The organism is Algoriphagus sp. TR-M9 (assembly GCF_027594545.1).
GTDB classification, from domain to species: domain Bacteria; phylum Bacteroidota; class Bacteroidia; order Cytophagales; family Cyclobacteriaceae; genus Algoriphagus; species Algoriphagus halophytocola.
In genome coordinates this window covers 3,135,826-3,160,286 of sequence record NZ_CP115160.1, presented here as the reverse complement: position 1 = coordinate 3,160,286, position 24,461 = coordinate 3,135,826, and the positions used below count along the sequence as shown (strand labels likewise).

Sequence of the window (24,461 nt, the reverse complement as noted above, 5' to 3'; positions counted from 1 at the left end):
GGGTTAATTTCTATGAGCTTTTACCCAGGCTTTTGGAGTAAATCCAGTTGATTTTTTGAAAAAGTCATTGAACACTGATTTGGATGTAAATCCACTTTCATATGCCATTCCCAACAAGGTAATATGTGCATTGGCTTTGTCAATGACTTTTCGCTGGAAGATAGAAAGGCGATGGGAATTGACATAGTCATTAAAATTTTGACCCAGTTTCATGTTGATTAGCCAAGAAAGCTTGTTGGGGTGCAGCTCAATCTGCCCGGCCAAAGAGCGTAAGGTAAGATTGGTGTCAGTCACTGCCTCCTCCGATGCCATTTTCTCCTGTAAGACTTGTAAAAAATGCTCGCATTCTTCCTCACTCATTTGACTGGATTGGGTAATGACCAGTTGTTGGTTGGTAGGGTGATGTCGATGAGGTTTATGATCTTGGAAATTCATCTGGTTGTAGATTTCCTTAAATCGATTATCATCTCTGATATTGTCCCAGACCCACCAGTATTTTAGGCTTACCATCATACTTGATTTTTCTTCCAAGCCTTTCTGAAGAAAGTAAACCGCCTCCTCTGGTCGATTCATCAAACTGTATAAAGCCGCGGGGTCACAAGGGTCAATGTAGTGACTGTTTTCGAGCTCCTCGAGCACTCCTTCGATCTCTCCGCTGAGTACTTTTACTGTCATCAGATCCAGTTTGACCAAGCCTTCCCCCTTGGTCAATTCGATCGCTTTGTCGAGGGTCTGAAAGGCCTCTTCAAATCTTCCCAGGTACCCTAAAACCAAACCTTTCCAGCGAAGAGCTTCACTGAAATCAGGGTCGATCCGTAAGCTTTCTTCAAATGCAGAAAGAGCTTCTTTAAATCTGCCCGAGAGGTAATAACAGAGTCCTAACCACCAGTAGCTTATGATGTGAAGTGGATCCCTAGATTGATTTTCTTTGGCGATAGCAATGGCCAAGTCGTAATCCTTTTGGATGAAAATATAGTAGTTGGTAATAAAATCAATTTCGTTATTCAGTCCTGCTGCCACTGCTTGATTATAGGATTGGATGGCTGCTTCCCAATTCCAGTCATGAAAGAGGTGGACATATGCCATGACCTTATGGGCACGCCTATCTTTTTGATTAATATTCAGTGCTTTTTGAGCATATTCTCTGGATTTCTGAAAACCCTCTTTGGCAGAAATTAAATTGAAACCAGCATGGTGAAGGTAGGTTTCTCCGATGTAAGAATAAGCCTCGGTAAATTCGGGGTCTAGTTCGGTGGCTTTGGTAAACAACAGGAGAGCTTCTTTGACATCGGCCAAGTCTTTTCGCTTAAAGTGATGACTTGCCTTAAGGAAAAGGTCGTATGCCTCCGGGTTACTTGTTTTGGAAGATACAAGGCTGTCCTCAATATCCATATGCCCAAAATTCTCTCGAATTCGATCTGCGACCAAAAGGCTGATTTCATCCTGTAGGTCAAAAATATCCTCCAAAGTCCGGTCAAAGGTTTCGGACCAGATATGAAATCCATTGTCTGTGCGAATAAGTTGTACTGCGATCCGAACCCGGCTTCCCGCTTTTCGAATACTACCCTCGATGACAGAAGCGACGCCCAGTTTATTGCCAATAATACGTACGTCGATTTTTTGACCTTTAAAGGCAAAGGAAGAAGTTCTGGCTATTACTTTTAGGCTTTGGATTTTGCTTAGTGCATTGATGATTTCCTCAGCCATTCCGTCAGAAAAATATTCATTTTCCGGATCTGAACTGAGATTATCAAAAGGGAGTACTGCGATGGAGCGTTGATTCATCCAAAGGAAAAAAAGCCCAAGAACATCTTGGTAATTGAAATTAGGTCATAAATAGCACTCAAGATAAAACTTCCTGAAGTTTTTGGCTAAATGTTAAAGCTAAAAACATAGATAAAGTGGATTTATTGAGTCTTTAATTGATACTTTTTTTGGCAATCATTTATTGCCTATTTACTTACAATTCAATAGTAGAAAAGGTAGCTGAATTCTAAAATCCCAATCATAAGATTAGATGGTAATTGCCAATTTTCCTGAAACCTTTCCATTTATCAACAAATCCAAAGCCTGAGGAACTTCATCGAGCGTAAAGCTTTGTTGGATATAAGGTTTGATCTTTCCTTCATCAGCAAGGTTTGCCATTAGCTTAAGGTCGGCTTGTTTCACTTTTGCAAGAAGGGTTTTGAATTTCTTCCCAGTTCGGAAAGATTTCCAAGATCCCAGAAGAAGCGCCTCCATGGAAAAGCCAAAGGCAACATACCTTCCATTTTCTTTCAAAACTCTTTCTATTTCACTGAGTGAATGATTGACTGGTCCATCTAGAATCAAGTCGAATTTTCGATCTTCTTTGGTGAAATCGCGAAGGGAATAATCTATGACTTCATCAGCCCCCTGTATTTTAGCCAGCTCCTCATTTCTTCCGCTACAGACTGCTGTTACCCGGGCACCGTAGGCCTTGGCGATTTGGACGGCAAAACCACCTACACCTCCTGAAGCTCCGTTGATAAGTACCTCATCTCCTTTTTGAATTTCTCCCAAATCCCTTAATCCCTGCAAAGCCGTTACCGAGGCCATGGGCATGGCTGCTGTTTCCCCAAATGATAGATTTTTGGGCTTTATTGCCAGGATCTCTTCTTTGGCTACAGCATATTCAGCAAAGCCTCCAAAGCCAATCCCTGAAAGATCCCCATAAACTTCATCACCTACCTTAAACTGGCTGATGTTTTTCCCAATGCGCTTAATCACTCCCGAAACATCTGCCCCAAGCGTTTGAAACTTCGGTCGAAACAATCCAGCGGTAAAACGAACCGGAAAGGGAGTTCCACTCAAAAGATGTCTATCAGCTTGATTGACCGATGCCGCCAGAACCTTGATTAAAACCTCATCTGCTTTGGGTTCAGGCTGATTTATCTCTTGAAGTTTGAGGTTTTCTGTGGAACCATATTCTTGATAGATTATTGCTTTCATGCTGAAACGGATTTGATTTTTGAGCCTTTGATCAGGAAGTAAAATGCCAGGGTGACTTCGCCTAAAGCAGCAGCTATGCCAACGATCCAAGCGAATAGCGCCTCGTTTCCGGGAAAAGCAAAGTCACCAAATGTTTCAATTAAATAGCCCAAACCGGCAAAAAACATGAGGATGCCAAGAAATTTAGGAAAAACACCACTTTGGAAGAGCTGAACTCCCAGTAAAAGACAATGAATCCCAAAAAAAGCTCCTGCGATCAGGTACCCATAGCTATGTGCATCCATGTAGAGATGGCTTAAAGAGGCTATTTGATCCTGATTAAAAGACAAAGACAAAGGTTCACTTTTCAACACATGAAGTGCAAGGTAGTGGTTGAGTAGATTGAGCGTTCCAATCGCGGGATGTGCCAAAAGCCGTAGGGAAGAAGAAATAAGGGCCAGCGTTTTTCCGTAGGGTTTTAAAAGTAAATAAAGCATTACAGAAATGATGGCATCTAATAAAAAAGCTAAAAGATCCGTCAAGAGTCCGAGGCGGAATAGCCCCTCATTTTCAAGGATATTCTCGGAAGTATTGAGAGCATCTCCTGCTACAAAAATTCCCTCCCTCACATATCCCTGACTAAAACCTGCCAAAATGATAACAAAGACATAAAGTATTCCAATAAGTCTGACCGATGGGGTATTTTGAATTTGATTTCCCATTATTCTAGGGGTTTTTGCTTGGTTGTGCTTCAAATCAGGAAATAATCATTCCATTACTTTTCTACTCGGAAGTCCATTTCCGGAAATGAGGTAAAATCTTGAGGATTTCCTTGATTCAAAATCTGTTTAATTGATAGGTGTAAAAGTAAAGCAGGGTAAAAAAGTAAGATTGACGCTTTGTGCCAATTCTTTGACATTTAAGACCACTCGAACTCATTCACTGAGTTTTGCGATATTCCAAAGGGGAAAGTTGGGTCCACCTTTTGAAAGCCCTGTTAAAAGCACTTTGCTCGGAAAAACCTGTCTGAAAGGCGATTTCTGCTATGCTAAGGGGGGAATTCAGTAATAAATCCTGTGCAGTTTCTTGCTGAATCAGTTGAACCTGATTCCGAAAGGTCAATTCTTTCTCAGCAAGTCTACGCTTGAGCGTTCGGGCACTCATATTGAGTTGATCTGCAATTTGAATGATACTAGGGATACCACTGGGTAGAACCTCTGTGATCAGTTGCTGAATGTCCATTAGTAGGTGATCTGCTTGCGAGAAAATTCCTTTTTTCTCCTCTTCCAAACGATCTAAAAGAAATCGATGAATACTTTTATCGGCTTTTATTGTCCGAATTTCTAGTAATTCTGTTCGAAATCGAAGCATATTTTGAGAAGCTCCGAATTCCACCGAACATTGAAAAAAATCTTCAAGCGCTTTTTGAGAGGAGGATTCTGAATGCTGAAAAGTCACTTGATTTGGCTGGATTTTTTGCCCTGTCACTTCCTGCAAAACTCCCGTCAGCATGACAAAGGAAACTTCATTTGCCATTTCGATTCCTTTTCGACGGGGAGGTCGGTGGAGAAAGAGCTGAGAGTGAGTATTTTTTTTCAGTAACTGTATAGTTCCCTGATCAGTGACCAATACCATGTATCGCTGCAATCTTTCCAGGATATCCTTTGCCTGCCAGCTGGTTTTCCAGGATAGCCCCAAGGTACCATAGTCTTCTGAATTCAGTTGCTCTCCCTGACGCACACTGAATCCCGGTGAAAGGTTGTCTCTGGCCCATTCATAAATGTCATAAAGGAAATCAATTGGTAAATAGGTAGGGTTAACGGTTGAGTGTTTCTTAAGGAATTGAAGCGTAGGCATCCCTTCTTTAATGGCTAAAGATTTGGCTTTTAGGTAGATGCTTGCGTTTACAAAATCCATATTATTCTTTCTGGTCAAGTAATATTACCCAAAAAAATAGATTTATTTCTGGAAGACTCTTTATGGATTCTTCAAGGTTTTTTTAGGAATTGTAAAGCATAGCTGCTTATTCCGACTTACCACTCTTGCCAAAAAGCCCCGAATCTCATCAAAATGTCCACAATTACATTTTGGGACGATTGACCTGTTATTCAACTTCATTTTTGCAATGTCAATTTGATCAATCAGCATTTCAGATCAGTTGATAAGGATTTCTTTTTCTGCTGATTTTTCGGTAGGAGACAGGGGGAAAGCATCCTATTGAATTAAAATTTTAATAAAGTCAATCTATGAAAAAGCCTTTTATCGTTCTCTCATTTTTCATGATACCAATTCTTTTTTCATGCAACAAATTTGAGGAAAATCCACTCCCACACTCAGGTTCCATTTCAACACCTTCGGAATTAACAGCAGTTTTAGCTGAAATTTATATCAAAGCGAAAGCACCAGGTTTTGCAGTTTCAGTGGTAAAAGACGATTCACTTCTTTACCAACAACCATTTGGAAAAGCAGATTTCCAAAACGGCATAGCCTACACCAATCACACTACCCAACCTATAGGGTCAATCAGCAAAACTTTTGTTGGGGCGGCTATCGTGAAAGCGATTGAGCAGGGGTATTTTTCTTTAGATACGGACATCAATGACATTTTGCCTTTCACCATACAAAATCCCAAACTGCCTAATGCTGTTATTCAGATAAAGCATCTCGTTACCCACACCTCTGGACTGCTCGATAATCCTGATGTGTACTTTAAAGCCTACCATATTTTGCCTGGCGAAAATTTATCCACTGTAGGCGCTCAATTGTTGACTGATGGTTTTGGTATCCAACAAAGGGAAACTTTGCCTCTAAATGAATTCTTGGCTGAATACTATCAAGAAGGAGGAGCCTTCTACAGCTTGGATAATTTTGCTGAGACTGCTCCAGGTGAAACTTGGAGTTACTCCAATGTCGCTACTTCTTTGGCGGCCTATTTAGTTGAGTCAGCTACAGGCCTACCCTTCAAAGCGTACGTAAATGCAAACATTTTTCAGCCTTTGGATATGTTTCAAACCGCTTATGAGGTGGCTAATCTAAATCCTGCTGACCTCGCAATATTATATTGGGACAAAAACACTCCTCTCCCAAAGTACGCCAATGATTCCTACCCAGATGGCAGTATTTACAGCAGCAACGAAGACTTAGCAAAATACCTGATGGATATGATGTCTGGTGCAATGGGAAAGTCATCCAATTTGTTTTCAGAAGCGGGTTATCAAATGCTTTTTGAAGCTATGCTTCCCCATGGCGAATTGCCAGCAGGGTTGGCTGCAAATCAAGGTATTTTCTGGTTTTTGGATGGAAGCGAAGTCAAACATGATGGCAGCGACCCTGGAACAACTTGCAGTTTACAGTTCGACATGACTGAAAATACGGGCTATCTCCTTTTGACCAATATGGATGCTTCTACTGAAGAAAATGAAACGGCCTATTTTGAATTGGCCGAAATGATTCAAGACGCAATTAAGGAATTCACAACGAACTATTAATTCTTAATTAAACTATCTCACTACTAAAAATTAAAAAAATGAAAAACGTACTGATCATTATTCTAACGCTTATAACACTAAGTGCGTCTGCTCAAAACAGCCAAAAAACTAGCAAGGAACCTTTACTAGCCCATCAATATAGGGTCAGTTTCCCCGTGATTATTGTCCCCCAATTAGTTGAAAAATCCTGGAATGATAGGACAAATACTCAGCACATAGAATTTCATTTGAAGCGCAATCTGGATAATAAGAATATAGTTGGGGTAAAGTTTGCCACCTGGCGATTATTTCAGCCAATGGGTATCCTCTGGTGGGATGGACTTTTGGATAAAGTAGATTCTGAAACTGAATTCTATCCTGGGCATGTACGAGAAACCGGTATAGGAATAAGTTATCAGCGAATGCTTTGGAAGGGCTTATTTGCCACAGTGGAAGTATTGCCACAGTATAAAACCTATTTAGATGAAGATAATAACAAAATTGGGAATGGCTTTAAACTATATAATTCATTTCATCTTGGCTATCATTTGGACTTTGGCAATAAAAAGCGATTTTTCATCGAGCCTCAGATTCATTCCCAGTTTTGGGTTTTTGATACCAATACTCCTGAAGGATTCAAACAACTGGATGATAAATGGAAGAATTATTTCCTGTTTGAACCCAATCTTTACTTTGGAGTAAACTTCTAATCGGCTGAATATCATCTTTGGAATGTTGCTGGTTTGGAGCTGATTATATTTTCTTGGTGGAAGCCTTGGGGAATTACTGCAAGGTTTTCACTCTGGAGGTATGATAATATTTCCAGAGAAAATCTCTGAGATAGAAGAGAAATTGGTACAGGGAAATTCCCTAAGGGTTCAGAAATCCTATTGGGTCAATACTGCTAAAATCCAAACCATCAAGGGTAATCGAATCAAAACTGATAGGAATGAAATTCCAATCGGGCAGACGTATAGAGCGGAGGTAAGTAGCTTGTTGGGGTAAGGGTATTAAAAGTTGATGTTTATTGGTTTCTGTAATTTCTCCTTGAAGTTCTACGCTTTTACTTTTCGAGATTAAAAATATTCAAAGGTAGTTTGTAAGCAATTTCAAAAATCAATCCATCGATTTTTGTTTCATTCCGAAATGAGCCAGATTCATTGTTTAGTTCCCAATTATATAAAATTGTCCTGTAGGTAGTTGGAGATAAAATATAGCTGCCTCGAATGACCAAGAAAGAAGATTTAAAAATGGCTATTTCTGAATGTAGGCCAACCTTAAAAAAGGCTGGAAACTTTTTCTCTTCTATTTGCATGTCAAGGTAAATATTTTCGGTTCCTGCGGTTTTAGAATAGGAGGTTGATCCAAACTCATCAGGCTTATCTGTTGAAAAAAGGATGATATTTGCCGAGGCATGAGCACCAAATCTGACACTTTTTTTGTCATCTAAAGGAATATCGTACCTAAACCCTACTGGCAAATATCCGGAGTTGAAATTTACATAGGTCTCAAGTTTTTCACCTGTATTACCTAAAAAATGATTGATAGTAGAATTGTGCCAAATGAAGCCAAAGCCAGTTTCAAAAGAGAGATTGCCTTTTCTAAACCCATAAAGCCCACTTACCACTCCGTCCAATTCACCATTGATGTCAAAGTATAGGTTTTCTCCTGGTGTGGTTTTATGTTTTCGGAGTCCTGCCTGAAATAGGAAATATTTGCCATCCTCCCGGCTTTCGCTATATCTTAATTTTCTTTTTTCGTATGAAGAAAGATTGTTCATAGTGTATGCAGCATGATCCTTTACTTGAGAAAAAATGATGTTTGGAATCATAAATAACACGAATAGTAGAATTGTCTTCATGGCTAAAAGTTAAAACTTTAGTTTTAACGAAATAAACTAAAAATAGTATATACTAGATTTATTAAAATTAGAACATAAAAAAACCTAACACTTTCGTGTCAGGTTTTTCTTCTCCTATCAATGAAAGGGCAACCATTTAAGGTTTTTTCGATATTTAAAGGTGTACTTCTTCAGCTGGGTAATTCAGGTGATATGAAGTGAATTACTTCCTTTTAAATAATGGAACCCGAACAGGTATTCTTCGAAAGTAAATAGGAGTTTTCTGTGAACAGTTAAACCTAGGGCACTATTTTATTTGAAATTTACTCTTGCCGAGTGCTGCTTTTTTTCTCAGTATATAATCGAATTATAGCCCAAAGCCTGTAATTGAAGAATGCGTATCGTGTAAGTTTCTACCACTTCCAATCCAGGAAAAAGCTGCTCTTTGGAAACTCCAAGTCTTTTCATCGCTACACTACAAATACTAACACGAACTTTGCCATTATATTTCTCAAAATACTTCTCAAGTTCAGAGTCTTTCACCATCGTTTTGACTACTGGGCCTTTCATTACAATTTCAAAATTTTCAATCTCGACTCCATTTTCTATGAAGGTATCATATATCGATAATGCGCTTTTGAAACCATCTTCGTCTTTTACTCCAAAGGCGTAGTTTGGTGTTTTACTGAGGTCGGTAACGGTTTCTTTTTTAAGGATTGTCTGACCAAAACAGGTTTCATTTCCAATAAAAATGAGTGTTAGTGAAATGAGGTACAAAAATGATTTTTTCATAGTCGAAGCTGGGTTTGGGAATTCTTAGAACATAAGAAGATTAAAAATAAGGATTTTGTAGGAAAGCAGGGGAGGAAATAGAAAAAGCAAAGTTGAAGGTAAAGTAAAAGCCTTTTAGAAATGAGTGGCTTTTGCTTCTTCTCTCAATCCAATAGTCATGTGGTCGAGAATTTAGAAATGGAAATCAAATCACCAATCATGTCAGTTCGAGCGTAGTCGAGAACAAGAATAGCTGTTAATTATGCTTACCTCTCACAATTATTAATTTTCCCTGAACTTGATATAGATACAAAGGCTTCGATATCCGCTACCCCCGTAGCTCCAGTGCTCAGCCTGACAAAGAATTCGAGTCTCTTATCCTTTCATTTCGAGCAATACCTACCCGGTCAAGGTTGGTTAGGCTTGTCTTGAATGTTGTCTTGAGAAAGTATCCTTTTCTGATTAATTGAAAAAATGTTGGCATAAAAAAACCTGACACTTTCGTATCAGGTTTTGCTCCTTCTCTTGGGCTCGAACCAAGGACCCTTCCCGATGAATCGGGATCAGATGCTTTTCCTAAATCTTTGTATCAGCGCATCGATTGCCGAAGGATCGGCTTTTAGATTAATAAGATAATTTCTGGACTTCATTTTTTTTAGGTGTTTTTCCATCTTCAAAGCTTGGGATTTTTCTAGCCTGTCAATTAGCAGATGAACTTCCCAAGGCTGTCCTCTTTTCGTCCAGATTTTATTTTGGGTACTGTTGTGATAAGCTAACCTTGCTGTGAAATTAGCTGTATATCCAATGTAGAATTTGTCCAAACTCCTGGAATACAGGATATATACTGAAAAATCCATGGCATATCTTTAAAACCAAAAAAAGCCTCAGATCTTCCGAAATGAGGCTTTATATGCTCCTTCTCTTGGGCTCGAACCAAGGACCCTCTGATTAACAGTCAGATGCTCTAACCAACTGAGCTAAGAAGGAATTTTATGTTTAACCCGGAGCTTTTTCCGAATTGGTGATGCAAATGTAGGAGGCTATATGATTTATTCCAAACCCTCACCCTAAAAAAAATGTGATTTTCTTACTCCTTCTTTCTTTTTGCTTCATGCTCAGTTACTTATTTTTTGAATAAAGCTTTAGGATTGAAATCATCTTTGATTAAATCCAATTTTTCTTCTAAAAAGGAATCTCGGAGCCTGTTTTTACTGTTAGCATGATTGGGCTTACTCATGTTCCTGTCCGGTGTGATCAATCGTTGTTTTCATTAATTTACCTACTACGCTCTACTATATGTTTATGAAATTCGGTCTTTTACTACTAGTTACCTTACAATATTCGATTTGGGCTTTCGCTCAGGATACCAGCTCTCAAGCTCCCTTGGCACTAAAGGAGATCCAATCTCAGACACTGGAAGAAATCAGTGGGCTTGCTCAAAGCCGAATAGATACAGACAGGATATATGTACACAATGACAGCGGTGGAGAGCCTATCATCTATGTGCTCAGTCTGGAAAAGGAGCTTATTGCTGAGTTGGTTTTAGAAGGCGCAGAAAACATAGACTGGGAAGATATTGCGGTGGGCCCTGGACCAGGTGAAGAAAGTTACATCTACTTGGGTGATATAGGTGATAATCTTGCAGTACGCGATCAGGTGGTGGTCTACAGGGTAATGGAGCCAGAAACTTTGCTCAAAACCCAGACTGTCTCTATGGAAAAGGTGGTTTTGACCTATCCTAAGGGGCCTAGGGATGCGGAGACTTTGATGGTGGACCCCATTTCCAAGGATGTTTTTATAGTGAGTAAACGGGATAAGTCCAATAACGTATTTCGACTCAAATTTGAGGATTTCCCAAAGGGGAAGGTGGAATTGGAAAATGTGGCGGAATTGGATTTTGGTGGTTCTGTAGGTGGAGATATCTCGCCTGATGGTACCAAAATCCTCATCAAAACTTATCTCGAAGTTCATTATTGGAATAGAAAAGTAGGGGAATCTATAGCAGAAACCTTAGAAAGTGAATCGGAGCTATTGCCATACGATCCCGAACCGCAGGGAGAGGCGATAGGTTTTGACAGTAGAAAACCAGGTTATTTTACCTTAAGCGAGCGCAGGTTCAATATTATTCCGGTACTTTACCGATATCCTTTGACTCATTAATATGCAGACTACTCCTCACATCATGATGGTTCGCCCATCCAACTTTGGGTTTAATCCGGAGACTGCTATGGATAATTTTTATCAGAAAAGTGATGCCAGGAGTTCTGAGGAAATCCAAAAACTAGCGATGCAGGAGTTTGATGCATTTGTGGCCATGCTCAGGGATCAGCGCGTGAATGTGGAGGTGGTGGAGGATACTGCCAAGCCTGTGAAACCTGATGCGCTTTTCCCAAATAACTGGATCAGCACGCATTCGGATGGGAAGATGCTACTCTATCCCATGTATTCTCCAAATAGAAGGCCGGAAAGGCGAAAGGATCTGATTGAGCGCTTAATGAAAAAAGGCTATCAGGTCAGTGAGATATTGGACATTAGTTTTTTTGAAAAGGATGCGCAGTTTCTCGAGGGAACTGGAAGCATGGTGATGGATCATGAGAGCAAAACGATATTTGCTTCTTATTCTGATCGCACTCATCCTATTCCTTTGCGCTATGTAGGGGAGATTTTGGGGTATAGCGTGGTGGGCTTTCATGCGGTACAGGAAGTCAAGGGTGAGCTGGCACCCATTTATCATACTAATGTTATGATGCATATTGGGACGGATTTGGCGGTAGTTTGCCTGGATGCAATCCCCAAAGCTTCTGAAAAACAAAGTGTACAGCGGAGTCTGACCCAAACCGGCAAAAAGGTGATTCCGATCACGGGAAAACAAAAGTTTAATTTTGCAGGCAATATGCTTGAAGTCAGCAATGATGGGGGAGAGAAATTCACTGTTATGTCCCAGACTGCCCTTGATAGCCTGAATGTAGGGCAGATTCAGTTGATAGAAAAATACACAACAATCATCAGTCCTTCCATTCCCACCATTGAAAAACTGGGGGGAGGAAGTGCTAGGTGCATGATGGCCGAATTGTTCCTGCCAAAGAAGAACTGAGGCTTACTTAAGAGTCAGAGGGATCTACTCTTTTTTTACGCACTAACTCTGGCGAAGTCAAATTGACCTTTAGAGCTTGAGTGTCCTCCTGGGTAGTGTTTGAAGATTCGTTGATGCTGGGGTCTACTAGTTTTTTTCTGGCCATGATTTCTAAAGTTAAGTTTCAGGTTTATAAAACGGATTTTTAGTTATAAAATACATTTTAAACTTTATGAAAATAATTTAGGGCTTTTTGTCGAGAATGTAATCTGTTTCCGGTAAAAAGTTGATTGTCTTGGTTTTAGCCTACAGTTGAAATAGGGTTTTTGGCAGATAAAAAAAGCCGAAACACTTAAGTTCCGGCTTCTTTAAATTTCAAAAAAATCGGGATTCTTTTCGGGTCAGATTCCGGTATAATTAAAGGGTGAGATTAGGCTCAGCTCTTTTTTCAGCTCATCTGAAATAGGCAGGTTAGAGATGAATTCTGAAATTGACTGTTCCGTGATTTTGGTGTTGGTTCTGGTCAGGTCTTTCAGGGCTTCGTAAGGTTTCGGGAAGCCTTCTCTTCTCAATACGGTCTGGATTGCTTCTGCTACTACTGCCCAGTTATCCTCCAGATCCGCTTGTATAGCAGCTTGGTTTAATTCCAGTTTACCTAGGCCTTTCAGGAGAGATTCGAAGGAAATCTGCATATGCCCCAGTGGCACACCTATAATTCTCAAAACAGTGCTGTCCGTCAGATCCCGCTGCAGTCGACTAATCGGAAGCTTGGCAGCCAGGTGTTCCAGAAGCGCATTGGCAATGCCTAGATTCCCTTCCGCATTTTCAAAATCAATGGGGTTGACCTTGTGCGGCATGGCTGAGGAACCTATCTCTCCGGCTTTGATCTTTTGCTTGAAATAGTTCATAGCCACGTATTGCCATACATCCTTTGCCAGATCCAAGAGAATGGTGTTGATGCGTTTTAGGCTGTCAAAAGTAGCCGCTAGGTTGTCGTAATGCTCGATTTGTGTGGTGGGATAGCTGCGCTCTAAACCTAGGTATTCACTGACGAATTTGAATGCAAACTCATTCCAGGCAAAGGAAGGATAGGCGACCTGATGGGCATTCATATTCCCTGTGGCTCCGCCAAATTTGGCCGAATATGGCACATGGTTTAGCAGCTCCACTTGCTTTTGCAGGCGCACAATAAATACTTCCAGTTCTTTACCGAGTCGGGTAGGAGAGGCCGGCTGTCCATGCGTTTTGGCAAGCATAGGAATAGCTTTCCATTCTATGGCTAGGGTCTTTAGTTTGCTGATTACCTGATCCAGCTGAGGCAAAATCACTTGCTCTAAGCCTTCTTTAAGCATCAGTGGCGTGGCCGTGTTATTGATGTCCTGAGAAGTCAGGCCAAAGTGTATGAATTCCTTGTATTTCTCCAGTCCCAAACCATCGAATTTTTCTTTGAGAAAATACTCTACCGCTTTCACGTCATGATTGGTGATTTTCTCGGTTTCCTTGATCGTATGAGCATCTTCTAGGGAAAAGTTGGAGACAATGCCTCTGAGCTCGGTGAACAGCGCGGGGTCAAAATCCGCCAACTGTGGTAAAGGCAGCTCGCAAAGCGCGATAAAATACTCCACTTCCACATGTACCCGGTACTTGATCAGGGCAAATTCTGAAAAATAAGCTCTCAAAGGTGCCGTTTTGCCGGCGTAGCGTCCATCTACAGAGGTGACCGCAGTCAGTGCATTTAATTCCATTACTTTGAATCGTTGGTTAAAAGGAAGGTGCAAAGTTAATTTTTTGGAGCCAATACTCCTGTGTGAATCAGATTAAAAACCGGATTAAGCTGAAAAATAGCTGAACCTCTCGGGCATTATCTCGGTTATCCCTTGAAATATTTGACAGCAACCCTGATAAATTCACTTTGGGGGTTAATTTTGCAGTCGAAAATCAGATAAACGCTTAGATCAGGAATGTTCAATTTATTCAAGAAAAAGAAACCGGCGGCCAAGTCAAATACTTACTTGCCGCTGAAAGTGAGAGAGGTAGTCAAGGAAACATCGGATACGGTCACCATTTATTTTGAACAGCCAGAGCCATTTTTAGAATACAAACCGGGGCAGTTTTTGACTTTGGTGATGGATTTTGAAGGCAAGGAGCAGCGCAGATCTTACAGTCTTTGCACTTCGCCTTTTGTAGATCCATTTCCGGGAATATCCGTCAAGCGGGTTTCTGAGGGTTTGTTTTCCAATTTTCTGAACGAAAAAGTATTTCCAGGCAAAACCATCAATGTGTTGAAGCCACTGGGAAACTTCACCACTGATTTTCATTCCCAAAACCAAAAGCACTTTTTCCTGGTCGCAGCAGGATCTGGAATTACCCCCATCATGGGGATCTTAAAGTCAGTTTTGGTCAATGAGCCTAAGTCCAAGGTTACGCTTTTGTATTGTAGTAGAAACGAAGAGCAGATCATCTTCAAGAAGCAATTGGATGCCCTGGTGGAAAAGAATCCTGCTAGACTTGAAGTGATTCATAATCTGAGCCAACCAGCTGAATCCTGGACCGGAATGAGGGGCCGCCTGAGTAAAGAAAAGTTACGTGAGTTTGCTCAAAGTGCCGAATCTGATGCTTCTTTCCAAAAGGAATACTTTGCCTGTGGACCCGAGGGAATCATGGATAATTTCGAAGAGGTGCTTCAGGAGCTTGGCGTGCCATCTGGGCAGGTTCACCGTGAAAGTTTTTATTCTGCAGCGGCAGATCAAGCGCATGAGGCTGCTACACATGGTCAAACTGGAGGTATTTTGACTCGGGATATTACGGTAGTATTGGAAGGAGAGGAGCATGCAGTGACAGTCACGCCGGACAAGACCATATTAGAAGCCGGACTGGCGCAGGACTTAAATATGCCTTACAGCTGCCAAAGTGGACTTTGTACCGCATGTAGAGGTAAACTGCTGAGTGGTGAGGTGAAAATGGACGAAGATGCAGGCCTAAGTCCCAATGAGAAGGAAGCAGGTTATGTACTTTGCTGTGTGTCCCGGCCACTGACTGATGATGTGAAAGTCACCATAGAATAAGCTGGATAAGTGGAGGGAGAACTACGAAAATTGATCAAAAGCTATGAGCTGCTGATCACTATTCTGATGGTGGTCGCATTGCCAGTTTATGGTATGATCTATCTGTACCAAAGTTCCGGTGAGCAAAACTGGAATCTTCCAGACTTGCCCGATTTTGTAGAAGAATTGCTCTGGGGAGCGGGTATAGGACTTTTGGTCAGTCAATTTCTCTTATTTAGAAAGCGGATCAAGGGCAGTCAGCAGGCTCCCGATTTTATTCTGAAAATGCAGGCATTCTCCCGGGCTGTGAAAGAACGGTATTTTCTTCTTTTTCTGGTCTCAATGCTTAGTGCGCTAGGCTTATTGTTTTTTGGATCTGCTATTTTCAACTTGATTTTTGCTGTTGCGCTCTTGTTTTTCTCCTTGGGAAAACCCAGTCCGCTCCGTATTCAAAAACTACTTAAGATCAGTGATGAGGAGAAAGAATTGGTAGAACTGGCATCCCGTCCTTAAACCCAAATTATGCATTAGCCATTCTAGGCCACAGCACCAGTGATTACTGCCCGCATCACCAAATACGCACACAAAATCCGGGTTAATAATAGGGCATAAAAAAACCAGCACTTTCAGCGCTGGTCTTTTCAGTTATTATGGCTAATTAGTTGTCTATAGTAATGTTTCCTGAGGAGATGGAGCCTTTCACCCAGTCAGCTGCGCCATTGTCGATTTCTAGATTCCTTCCCGTATTGATTCCCCCCACTTTTAGGTTTCCAGATGAGGCCCGAAGGGAAAAATTGAAGGCTTTGAGGTCTGAATCTGTCTGGATTTTAAAGTTTCCTGAAGTTCCGTTGAATTCGGTGTTTCCGCTAAGTCCGGCATTGCTGGCCCGGATATTACCCGAGGTGAACTTTAGTCTGCCCAGGGAGCCAATGTTGCTCAGTTTGGCATTGCCAGAAGTAAGGGATACGCTGAGCTCCCCGTCAATGCTATCTGCGTCTAGTGAGCCACTGGTGGACTCGTAATCCAGGTTGCCATTGACATTGCTGATATTGGCATTGCCAGAAGTGACTCCAGCTATGACATCTCCGGAGATGTTGTTTAGGTTCAGGGAACCAGAACTGGCTTTTACTCTCAGGTCTCCCATAATGTTCTGAGCGTTTACTTTGCCGGAGGATACGCGTAGATTGGTTTCTTCATTGCTCACACCGTCCACGTCCACTGTTCCTGATGAGTTTTTAAGGCTAAGCGCAATTTCTTTTGGGCCGGTGATTTTGATGTATCCCTTGTTGCGGTTGTTTCCCCAGGAAGAGTTTCTGCTGCTGCGTTCGTATGAGATTTTCAGTACATCACCCACCGTGACAAAGATTATATCCTGCTCTTCATCGTTGGATTCTAAGTAGGCATCTACATTGACCTCAGAGCTGCTACCACCTGTATACGATACATCCAGCCAGCCACCGCTAACTTCGATCGCGCTTATGTTGGAATAGGATTTCTGCGTGTCTACTATTACCTCCTGAGCATAGGCACCCAGGCAAATCAGTGTCATGGCTATTGCCAAAGTCGAAAATTTGAAGAATTGTTTCATCTGTTTGTAATTTGTTTTTAAAAGGTCAGATGGAATCTCGCATGGTTGATAATCATCCCTCTGTGTGTCGCTTACGACATGCTCGATTTCATGTGTTTATAATTGTTTTTTAATGGTTAAATAGCCTCTCCCGAACTTGTTTCGGGAGAATCTCGCAGAAATTAATTTCATGCCAGTATGCGGCTTATTGAGTCATGCTCTATTAATTATCGTAAGGTTACACCAAAGCTCATGGCCTGTACTTCAGGTCCAAGATCTGGTTGGAAAAGGTTGTTTAAATCGTAATTGAAAAAGAGGGTCACCTCACCCACACCGAATTCTGCTCTGGCACCATAGCGAAAGTTGTCAACGTACATGTTAGACTTTTCGAAGAGTTTTTGTTTTTTTCCATTCTCATCATCATAGACAAACTTGCCGCGTCCGCCTATTCTCACTCCGGCATATCCACCTAGTCCTAATCGAAGTTTATTATTGTTGGAAAGGAGGGTAGGAACCAGCGTGAAATTCAGATAAGATGCCGAGATCTTGGATTTAGTACCTGTGCCAGGACCTGGAAATTCTTCCCATTCTATGCCCTCGGGAGTTTTGATGGCGATCAGGCTTCTGTCTTCTAGCTTGAAATTGTACCAGTTTACGCCCAAACTGGAGAGAATGTGGAAGTTTTTAGAGACTTTGGTAGTACCTAATAAGTTGATGGCATAGTACCAGGATCCCCATGGTTTTACGGTGGGCATTTGGTCGGTAGGATTCACCAGGTTGATACCCAGTTCTGTATCCAAATCCATGTGGAAGCGACTTCTTTTGTGGATTTCATCTACTTTCACCTCGTCGTTTTCTTCGATGTCAAGGATCCACTTGCCATCCTCCTTTTGCTTGTATGACCAAGTGTTTCCAAAAACCTTGATGACCTTAGTTTTGGTGTAGATGACGGTGTCTGGTTCTTGGGCAAAAGCTTTGCCTATGACCAAAAAGAAAATTATTAGCGGTAGTATGGTAGTTTTCATTTTTTCTAAAAAAGGTGTGAAGGGGAGGGGACTCCCCGTTAGTTTTTAAAATACTATTCCGAAAGTAATCGGGTTAAGCTCTGGACCTTTGCCTTCTTGGAACAGGGTGTTCAGATCGTAGGTGGTGAAGAAGTTTATCCTCCCTACGCCTATTTCTCCTCTGATTCCGTACCGAAGATTATTCAGGTAAAGTCCGGTGTCTTGCTTGTCCTTGCGACGTCCGGATCCGCCCAGCTCACGATAGACATACTTTGATTGACCACCTAATCTATAACCTACATAGGGTCCGGCAGCTACTCTGAGTCCACGGCGTCCATTGTCATTCATCTTACCAAAATCCAGTTCCAGCATGGTCATAGCCGTAATGTAAGAGGCGGAGATTTTACTTTTGAAACCATCCACATCGTTTCTTTGGATAAACGCTACCTGGTCATCCCCACGTACTGCCTGGTAGTCTCTGTTTTCAAACTTGAAATTGTAAAACTGAAATCCGAGTCCGAAATCCCAATAGAATCCTTTGGAGATGCGCTGTGCAGCCATCCAATTGATGCCTACATTCCAGCTTCCCCATCCTTTGACGGAGTATGGTTTATCTGAGGTAGGGAAGTTACCGTCTTCCAGGTAGTTATTCACACCTAGGTCCAGGTTGAAATAGGTTCTGAACGGAGGGTCTTGCTTTCTCCTGAGGCCAGGCTCCAGGCGCACCTTGGTACTGGAACCGGTTTCGTCCACCAGCAGTCGCATTCCGCCTATATAAACTTCTGTCTCAGCTCCGTCTTCGGTTACTTTGACTACTTGCTTAGAGGTACCGTCTTTTTTCTTGATTTCTACTATGGTTATTTCTCCTGATTCATCATCTTCTTCGAGATCTAATTCCCGGATGATTTGATTGATATTCATCAGTTTGAGCTTTTCAAAGTCTTCTTTGCTCTCTACCAGGATGACGATTCGACCGGATTTCCCAAATTCTACCACCACGCTATCGCTAGGAGTGACTGGGTCTGTGGATGGCCAGCTAGCCGCAAAGCTTGCCTGTACTAGGGCCATCAGGCAAAATAATAGAAGGTATTTTTTCATCTTTTTGTAATTTGATTTTTTAGGGTCAGATTGAATCTCGCATGGCTTTATATCATTCCAGTGTGTCGTTTTCGACAGGCCTGGTCTCAGATAGGCTAGATTTCAAGTGACCGTTTTTTTTCAAGAGTGGTGGTTATTCTTCTGACCGGGATTTTTTAGAAGTAATGGTGGCAAAGAGATTGTTTTTTGCATCCTGCAGGTCTGCAAATCCCTGATCTACTTTGTTGAGCAATCCTTCTACTTCGTTCACTGTTTTACCTATCCCGGCAATTAGGTTTTTATCTTTTGGTTCTTCTTTTAGTCCAGAGGAATAGATTTTCACTCGGTAAGCTGGCTCTTCTTCCTCTGGCGTAGCATCTGCCAGGCTGTTTTCCAGAGATAGTTCTGGTGATTGAGGAATGATAACTTCCAAAGGCTCAATCTCCGGAGTGCTTATTTCTACCTGAGGGATGAGTTCAGCTTTGGGCTTTTCCTCTTCCATAGCCACCAGGTGAGTGCTGGCTGGATCCACTGGGTCAAAGCTGGCAGAAGAATCAGCAGGCTTTTCGGTTTCCTGTTGGGCAGGGATAGTTGGTTTAGTATTGGTGTTCGGTGTAGCCTGCTGATTTTCTGTTGTTTGTGGTTTTTCTTCAGTAGTGTTTTCTGTGCTTTCGATTAAGTCTGTGGTATCGCTTACAGTCGGAGTGTCGGTGCTGGTTTTTGGTTGTTCTGTTACCGTCTCTGTTTTGTTCTCTGCCAATAGTGGCTCGGTGTTTTCTGACTCAGTTTCTTTCATCAGAAAGTATCCGGCTGTGAGAATAATGGTCAAGGAAGCAGCTGCTGCCCACCAGATTCCCAGGTTGGAATTTGATTTTTGTGGAAGTTTTGCTTCTAGTCTTTCCCAAGCCAAATGGCTCGGTGCTACTGTATGGTCTTCTAGTCTTTCCTTGAAAAACTTGTCGAGATTATTTGAGTTCTTAGCCATTGATTTTCCTTTTTATTGGGTTTTGACTGGCGATTTTTTCCTTCAAAGTCTTTCTAGCTCGATTCAGCTGGGACTTTGAGGTACTTTCTGTTATACCCAGGAGATTTGCTATTTCCTGGTGGGAGAAACCTTCGATGGCGTACAGGTTGAAAACTGTCCGGTAACCTACCGGGAGACTTTCCACCATTTGCATCAAATCTGCGGTTTCCATGTGATTGAGCTCATAGTTTTGATCCTGGTATTCAGAACCGCTTTCCATATTGACCTCCATCATGAGATGACGATTGCTTCTCAATGTCATCAAAGCCTGAGTGACCATGATGCGCTTCATCCATCCTTCGAAACTGCCCTTTGCTTGGTATTGAGGCAGTTTTTCAAAGATTTTCATGAAGCCTTCTAGCATCACATCTTCGGCATGTTCCCGGTCTTTGAGGTACCGGATGCAGATGGCCAGAAATTTCCCGGAGTAGGAATCATACAGATGGCGCTGCGCCATCCTGTCGCCTTTGAGGCAACCTTTGATCAATCCTGATTCTGTAGAAAAATTGGTTCTGCTGAACATTACTTTTAGCTTTCAATTAGGTAGATGTCCCTTAGGGAGAAATGGTTGCTTAGTCCAGTGAAAAAAAGTTAATTTTTTTCTACGTAACCTTATAAATGGTTAAAAAAGAAGGGGTTAATCTCTCTAAATGTTTTTGAAAAGTAGGACTGATTCCAGGTAATTCGGGATTATGGTATTCCAGCCCAGTTCATTCGATAGCTTGTTTGCCAGTAGTTCGGCGCTATCCGGCTCCCCATGTACTATAAAAGCCAGCTTTGGTTTTTCGCTGAAGCCCTCTGCCCATTCCATCAGTTCATCCTGATCCGCATGGGCCGAAAGTCCTTCTATGCTGTAGATTTTTGCCTTCACCGGGACTTCCAAACCGAAGATCCTTACTTCAGGCTCTCCGTCTACCAGTCTTCTTCCGCGTGTGCCCTCGGCTTGATACCCCACGAAAATCACCCCGTTTTTCTCATGTGGCAAGTGATGAAAAAGATGGTGAAGTACCCTGCCTCCCGTGGCCATTCCACTCGCTGAAATGATGATTGCCTTTCCTTTGAGTTCATTGAGCGTACGGGACTGCTCCTGTTTTCTATAATAATGAAGCTGAGCATGCTGAAATGGGTGCTGATCCTTTTCGTCAAGTACGGCTATGAGCTGGTGGTCCTGATGAAAATCCTTGTAGAGCTTGGAGACATTGATCGCCATGGGTGAATCCAAGTAGATGGGTACGGATGGGATTTTTCCTTTGCGCAGCAACTGGTACAAATAGTACATCACAAGCTGCGTACGGCCTACGGCAAAAGCTGGTATGATGGCTACCCCATCCTTTTCAAATATCTCATTGATGGCATTGGCTAGTTCTTCCTCGGCTTTGACGGGCTTGGAGATCCTATCCCCGTAGGTGGATTCTATCCACACGGCGTCTGCTTCAGGAATCAAGGTAGGGGGAAATAAGATGGGGTCATGATACCTGCCCAGATCTCCCGAAAACACCAGGTTTTTGGACTGGGAGTCTCCTAGGATTTGGATTTTGACAGAGGCGGCGCCCAGAATATGACCTGCATGGTAGTACGTAACTTTGACTGAGGGGTGGATTTCAAATGGTTTTTTGAAATTCTGCGGTGCAAAAAGCGGGAAAACAGCCTCGGCATCTTCTACCGTGTATAAGGGCTCTGGGTTCTCATGCCTTGAATACCCTTTTTTGCGAGCATATTCAGCTTCTTCTTCTTGCAATTTACCAGAGTCTAGTAAAAGTACCTTCGCAAGCTCCGCAGTAGCAGGTGTGCAATAAATCGGCCCTGAAAATCCATCTTTCACGAGTTTGGGCAAGGAGCCGATATGATCCATGTGCGCGTGGGTGAGAATGATGGCCTCCATGTCGGTAGGAGGCATGGGGAATTTGTCCCAGTTTCTCCTTCTCAATTCTCTTTTGCCCTGAAAGAGTCCACAATCCACTAGAAATTCAAAATCTCCTAGATCCACTAAATACCTGGAGCCAGTCACGGTACCCGCGGCACCAAGAAACTTTACGGTTACGTCCATTGCTACTTTATGTTAACAGCAAAAGATACAAAAAAAGAGGCATCCATTTGGATGCCTCGGTGATTTAGTCCAGGGTCACTTGGGAACTGTCTACTTTGATTTTGCTGAGCTCGTATTTTGCCCTGCTGATGCTGTCGAGTTCCTCTCGGGTAACCTCATCCACCTCGTAAGATTCAGCGTCCTCCTCCTCTTCTGCTTCGTCCATGTCTATTTCCTCTCTACAGGTCAGGCAAACCAGCCCTTTTTCGTTGAATGCCCAGACATTGTTGGAAGAGACATCACTGGATCTATAGCCATTTCTATAAATGGTGTTTCTCAGGATTGCTAGAAGCGACTGCTCCATAATAAATGGCTTCTCATAAGGAATCTCAAGATACAGGTTGAGCTTTTGGTCCCGGAATACATCCAGACTGCTGATATCATAGCCCTCTTCAAAGGTCACCATGGAATCCAAAATGCTGTAATTATAGGTGATCATTTTAGCATTGTTCATGGCTTCAGCTTTGGTTCTGCCTCGGGAGAAGAAATCCTCTCTCAGCGTTACTAGGCTGTCAGCGGTACCTTCCAATTTGAGATTAACATTGTTGAAAGTGGACTCTTCGCCGATCGGATTGGTCCGCAGGATCATAGTACCTGAAGTGACAGGGATAGTCTGCTCGGTTTTATGCCAGTTTTCTTCTTTGAACTGAGCCACGATTCTCGGGATCTGGAAAGCACATATACCTACACAGAGTAACCATAGTCCCAGGGCTATCAATCCAAACCTGCCATTGATCAGGTTTTTTTGCATGAGCACACTCAGTCCCAATAGGATGATAATGATTCCTGGAATGATCAATAGGAAAGATGCTCCTATCACCAACCAGATCGGGATCAGGTTAGAAAATAACTCTATTGGGAAATTATCCATAAGTACTCTGTAGTCGTCGTTGGAGAAGATGCCCAGGTACACCGCCATGCTGAATATGGGGGCAATCGTAAGTGCTAATCCGAGGAAGAATACGAATAGGCCGAATATCACTCGGATGATGTTAAGCAAGAGTCGTCCCACTGGGCCTAAGGCTTTGCCTATGGCTTCTATGATCTGCCCGATGATGCGAAAAGGGGTCAGCAGAATCTGCCGGGTTTTGGATTCCGGTTTTTCTGGGATGGGATTCATGTTCTGCTTGATGGTAGAGTCTATATTGTCCAGGGTGATCTCCCCGCCTTTCATTCGGATTCTCTCTGTAATAGAACTAGCTACCGGAGTAATGATCCATAGGATCAGGTAAATCAGGAAACCTGAACCACCTGCCAGAATCAACAAAACCAAAGCAAGCCTAATATACAGCACCTCGATTCCGAAATACGCAGCAAGCCCGCTGGCTACTCCGCCGATGACCTTATCGTCAGGGTTACGGTACAGTTTCTTGATGTTTTTATCTTCAATGACCTCATAGGAAACCGGTAAAATCACCCAAAGGACTATGTAAGAAATGGCTGCAAACAAGCCGAAACTTAGGTTTAGTCTAAAGTCATCAAAAGGTAGAATGTCCAGGAAGCCTAAGTTGAAGTGGAGGTTTCCTGAGAAAAGCAACAAGATGGCTATCAGCCTTGGCCATAGTGGGTCTATGGCAAAGTAATTGGCGATGCCGGCGCAAACTCCACCTAGTATTTTCTTGGTTTCCAGGCGTACGAGCTTTTTATAGCCGCCTTTTTCTGTGTTAGGAGGGGTGACGTACTTATAGAAATCTTCTTTGCTTTGCGCTTGCTCCTCCTCTTCGGCTATGATTTTCTCTTCCTCTACAGAAGCAAAGTCTGCTATGGTTCCCATTTTTTCAATGAGTTTGTCCACATTTTCGGCAGTGATGACCTGTTTGTTGTTTTTCAGGTTGCTCAGAAAGATCTCCGCAATACGGTTTTCTATATCAGAAATGATTTCCTGATTGTCTTTATAGGAAGAAAAATGGCGATTGATCGCATCCAGGTATTTCCTCAGCGTATCATAACCGTCTTCTTCGATGTGGAAAAGAATTCCACTGATGTTGATGCTTATCGTCTTTTTCATGGGTGTGTTATTTTCTTTCAAAGGTCAGATAGCCTGTCCCGATCCTGCCTGATCTATAGGAAGGCTTGATTCGGGAGAATCTTGCAGTACGGAAATCCTTCATTCCGTATGATGTTTGGTAAGCGCTGGGTTTCATGATGAAATTTTTGAGGTGATTAGATGGGTGGAATTGACCAGGGAATCCCAGGTGCTGACCAGCACTTCCAGAAAAGCTTTACCCTCCTCAGTGATGGAGTAATATTTTCTTGGTGGTCCCGATTCGGATTCTACCCAGCGATATTCCACCAACGCGGCAGACTTCAGGCGATTGAGTAAGGGATACAGCGTGCCCTCTACCACGATCATTTGAGCTTCTGTCAGCTCTTCGATCAGATCCGAAGTGTAAACCTCACCTCGTGAGATGATATGCAACACGCAAAACTCCAGGAGTCCTTTGCGCATTTGAATCTGTGTGTTGGCGACATTCATTTGTACAGGTGATTTATTTCAATTTTTGGGAATGGGTTGTTCCCGCTGTGATCTATATTCAGAAAAATGATACCAATCTTTTC

The 24,461-nt window shown here is 42.3% G+C and carries 24 protein-coding genes and 1 tRNA gene; 7 read left to right on the top strand and 18 right to left on the bottom strand.

What is annotated here, in order from left to right:
- Positions 1-3: 3 nt before the first annotated feature.
- From PBT90_RS13235 to PBT90_RS13220, 4 genes are all read right to left on the bottom strand, one after another.
- Positions 4-1,785 carry a tetratricopeptide repeat protein gene (locus PBT90_RS13235; protein WP_270129674.1) on the bottom strand — a complete coding sequence of 594 codons (1,782 nt, stop codon included), beginning with the start codon at positions 1,783-1,785 and terminating at the stop codon, positions 4-6.
- A 228-nt stretch (positions 1,786-2,013) separates the two neighbouring features.
- Positions 2,014-2,970: an NAD(P)-dependent alcohol dehydrogenase gene (locus PBT90_RS13230; protein ID WP_270129673.1), complete on the bottom strand. Its 957-nt coding sequence runs from the start codon at positions 2,968-2,970 to the stop codon at positions 2,014-2,016.
- Complete coding sequence (locus tag PBT90_RS13225) at positions 2,967-3,671, bottom strand: DUF4386 domain-containing protein (protein ID WP_270129672.1); 705 nt, start codon at positions 3,669-3,671, stop codon at positions 2,967-2,969. Before PBT90_RS13225 ends, PBT90_RS13230 begins: the two co-directional genes overlap by 4 nt.
- A 217-nt stretch (positions 3,672-3,888) precedes the next feature.
- On the bottom strand, positions 3,889-4,866 hold the full coding sequence (locus PBT90_RS13220) for an AraC family transcriptional regulator (protein ID WP_270129671.1): 978 nt from the start codon (positions 4,864-4,866) through the stop codon (positions 3,889-3,891).
- A gap of 329 nt (positions 4,867-5,195) precedes the next feature.
- On the opposite strand from PBT90_RS13220, the gene PBT90_RS13215 reads away from it, so the two are divergent.
- From PBT90_RS13215 to PBT90_RS13205, 3 genes are all read left to right on the top strand, one after another.
- Positions 5,196-6,437 carry a serine hydrolase domain-containing protein gene (locus tag PBT90_RS13215; protein WP_270129670.1) on the top strand — a complete coding sequence of 414 codons (1,242 nt, stop codon included), beginning with the start codon at positions 5,196-5,198 and terminating at the stop codon, positions 6,435-6,437.
- Positions 6,438-6,475: 38 nt separating this feature from the next.
- Entirely contained in the window at positions 6,476-7,126 is a 651-nt protein-coding gene (locus PBT90_RS13210; RefSeq protein ID WP_270129669.1) for a hypothetical protein, read from the top strand.
- Positions 7,127-7,226: 100 nt separating this feature from the next.
- Positions 7,227-7,421 (top strand): LytTR family transcriptional regulator DNA-binding domain-containing protein, encoded by a 195-nt coding sequence (locus PBT90_RS13205; RefSeq protein ID WP_270129668.1) that lies wholly within the window; start codon positions 7,227-7,229, stop codon positions 7,419-7,421.
- 58 nt (positions 7,422-7,479) lie between these two features.
- Here the strand turns inward: PBT90_RS13205 and PBT90_RS13200 are convergent, their stop codons facing one another.
- The 4 genes from PBT90_RS13200 to PBT90_RS13190 all read right to left on the bottom strand — a co-directional run bounded on the left by PBT90_RS13200 (position 7,480) and on the right by PBT90_RS13190 (position 10,014).
- The gene (locus tag PBT90_RS13200; protein WP_270129667.1) at positions 7,480-8,277 is read right to left on the bottom strand and encodes a hypothetical protein; all 798 of its coding nucleotides are present in this window, start codon (positions 8,275-8,277) and stop codon (positions 7,480-7,482) included.
- Positions 8,278-8,607: 330 nt separating this feature from the next.
- Positions 8,608-9,048 (bottom strand): hypothetical protein, encoded by a 441-nt coding sequence (locus PBT90_RS13195; RefSeq protein WP_270129666.1) that lies wholly within the window; start codon positions 9,046-9,048, stop codon positions 8,608-8,610.
- A 542-nt stretch (positions 9,049-9,590) separates the two neighbouring features.
- Positions 9,591-9,884 (bottom strand): GIY-YIG nuclease family protein, encoded by a 294-nt coding sequence (locus PBT90_RS20465; protein WP_264811055.1) that lies wholly within the window; start codon positions 9,882-9,884, stop codon positions 9,591-9,593.
- Positions 9,885-9,940: 56 nt separating this feature from the next.
- Positions 9,941-10,014 (bottom strand) — tRNA-Asn (locus tag PBT90_RS13190).
- A gap of 315 nt (positions 10,015-10,329) precedes the next feature.
- Between PBT90_RS13190 and PBT90_RS13185 the strand changes: the two genes are divergently transcribed.
- On the top strand, positions 10,330-11,187 hold the full coding sequence (locus PBT90_RS13185) for a hypothetical protein (protein ID WP_270129665.1): 858 nt from the start codon (positions 10,330-10,332) through the stop codon (positions 11,185-11,187).
- A gap of 1 nt (position 11,188) precedes the next feature.
- Positions 11,189-12,121, top strand: a complete 933-nt coding sequence (gene ctlX / locus PBT90_RS13180; RefSeq protein ID WP_396127643.1) for a citrulline utilization hydrolase CtlX — start codon at positions 11,189-11,191, stop codon at positions 12,119-12,121.
- Positions 12,122-12,128: 7 nt separating this feature from the next.
- On the opposite strand, the gene PBT90_RS13175 is transcribed toward ctlX, so the two are convergent.
- Both PBT90_RS13175 and purB read right to left on the bottom strand, forming a co-directional pair.
- A complete protein-coding gene (locus PBT90_RS13175) occupies positions 12,129-12,266 on the bottom strand; it encodes a hypothetical protein (protein ID WP_270129664.1) in 138 nt (45 codons plus the stop codon).
- A 235-nt stretch (positions 12,267-12,501) separates the two neighbouring features.
- Positions 12,502-13,845, bottom strand: coding sequence for an adenylosuccinate lyase (gene purB, locus PBT90_RS13170; protein ID WP_270129663.1), 1,344 nt, complete (start codon positions 13,843-13,845; stop codon positions 12,502-12,504).
- Positions 13,846-14,061: 216 nt separating this feature from the next.
- Between purB and PBT90_RS13165 the strand changes: the two genes are divergently transcribed.
- Both PBT90_RS13165 and PBT90_RS13160 read left to right on the top strand, forming a co-directional pair.
- Positions 14,062-15,165, top strand: a complete 1,104-nt coding sequence (locus PBT90_RS13165; RefSeq protein WP_270129662.1) for a ferredoxin--NADP reductase — start codon at positions 14,062-14,064, stop codon at positions 15,163-15,165.
- A 9-nt stretch (positions 15,166-15,174) separates the two neighbouring features.
- On the top strand, positions 15,175-15,657 hold the full coding sequence (locus PBT90_RS13160) for a hypothetical protein (RefSeq protein WP_270129661.1): 483 nt from the start codon (positions 15,175-15,177) through the stop codon (positions 15,655-15,657).
- Between the two features lie 145 nt (positions 15,658-15,802).
- Here PBT90_RS13160 and PBT90_RS13155 read toward each other — a convergent pair whose 3' ends face one another.
- The 8 genes from PBT90_RS13155 to PBT90_RS13120 all read right to left on the bottom strand — a co-directional run bounded on the left by PBT90_RS13155 (position 15,803) and on the right by PBT90_RS13120 (position 24,378).
- On the bottom strand, positions 15,803-16,732 hold the full coding sequence (locus PBT90_RS13155) for a DUF4097 family beta strand repeat-containing protein (protein WP_270129660.1): 930 nt from the start codon (positions 16,730-16,732) through the stop codon (positions 15,803-15,805).
- 206 nt (positions 16,733-16,938) lie between these two features.
- Complete coding sequence (locus tag PBT90_RS13150) at positions 16,939-17,736, bottom strand: hypothetical protein (protein ID WP_270129659.1); 798 nt, start codon at positions 17,734-17,736, stop codon at positions 16,939-16,941.
- 45 nt (positions 17,737-17,781) lie between these two features.
- A complete protein-coding gene (locus PBT90_RS13145; RefSeq protein ID WP_264811047.1) occupies positions 17,782-18,813 on the bottom strand; it encodes a PorT family protein in 1,032 nt (343 codons plus the stop codon).
- Positions 18,814-18,946: 133 nt separating this feature from the next.
- Positions 18,947-19,777 carry a hypothetical protein gene (locus tag PBT90_RS13140; RefSeq protein WP_270129658.1) on the bottom strand — a complete coding sequence of 277 codons (831 nt, stop codon included), beginning with the start codon at positions 19,775-19,777 and terminating at the stop codon, positions 18,947-18,949.
- Positions 19,770-20,339, bottom strand: coding sequence for an RNA polymerase sigma factor (locus PBT90_RS13135; protein WP_264811045.1), 570 nt, complete (start codon positions 20,337-20,339; stop codon positions 19,770-19,772). Before PBT90_RS13135 ends, PBT90_RS13140 begins: the two co-directional genes overlap by 8 nt.
- Positions 20,340-20,462: 123 nt before the next feature.
- Complete coding sequence (locus PBT90_RS13130; RefSeq protein ID WP_270129657.1) at positions 20,463-21,863, bottom strand: MBL fold metallo-hydrolase RNA specificity domain-containing protein; 1,401 nt, start codon at positions 21,861-21,863, stop codon at positions 20,463-20,465.
- Between the two features lie 64 nt (positions 21,864-21,927).
- Positions 21,928-23,910 (bottom strand): PspC domain-containing protein, encoded by a 1,983-nt coding sequence (locus PBT90_RS13125; RefSeq protein WP_270129656.1) that lies wholly within the window; start codon positions 23,908-23,910, stop codon positions 21,928-21,930.
- A gap of 132 nt (positions 23,911-24,042) precedes the next feature.
- Positions 24,043-24,378 carry a PadR family transcriptional regulator gene (locus PBT90_RS13120; RefSeq protein WP_264811042.1) on the bottom strand — a complete coding sequence of 112 codons (336 nt, stop codon included), beginning with the start codon at positions 24,376-24,378 and terminating at the stop codon, positions 24,043-24,045.
- Between the last annotated feature and the right edge of the window lie 83 nt (positions 24,379-24,461).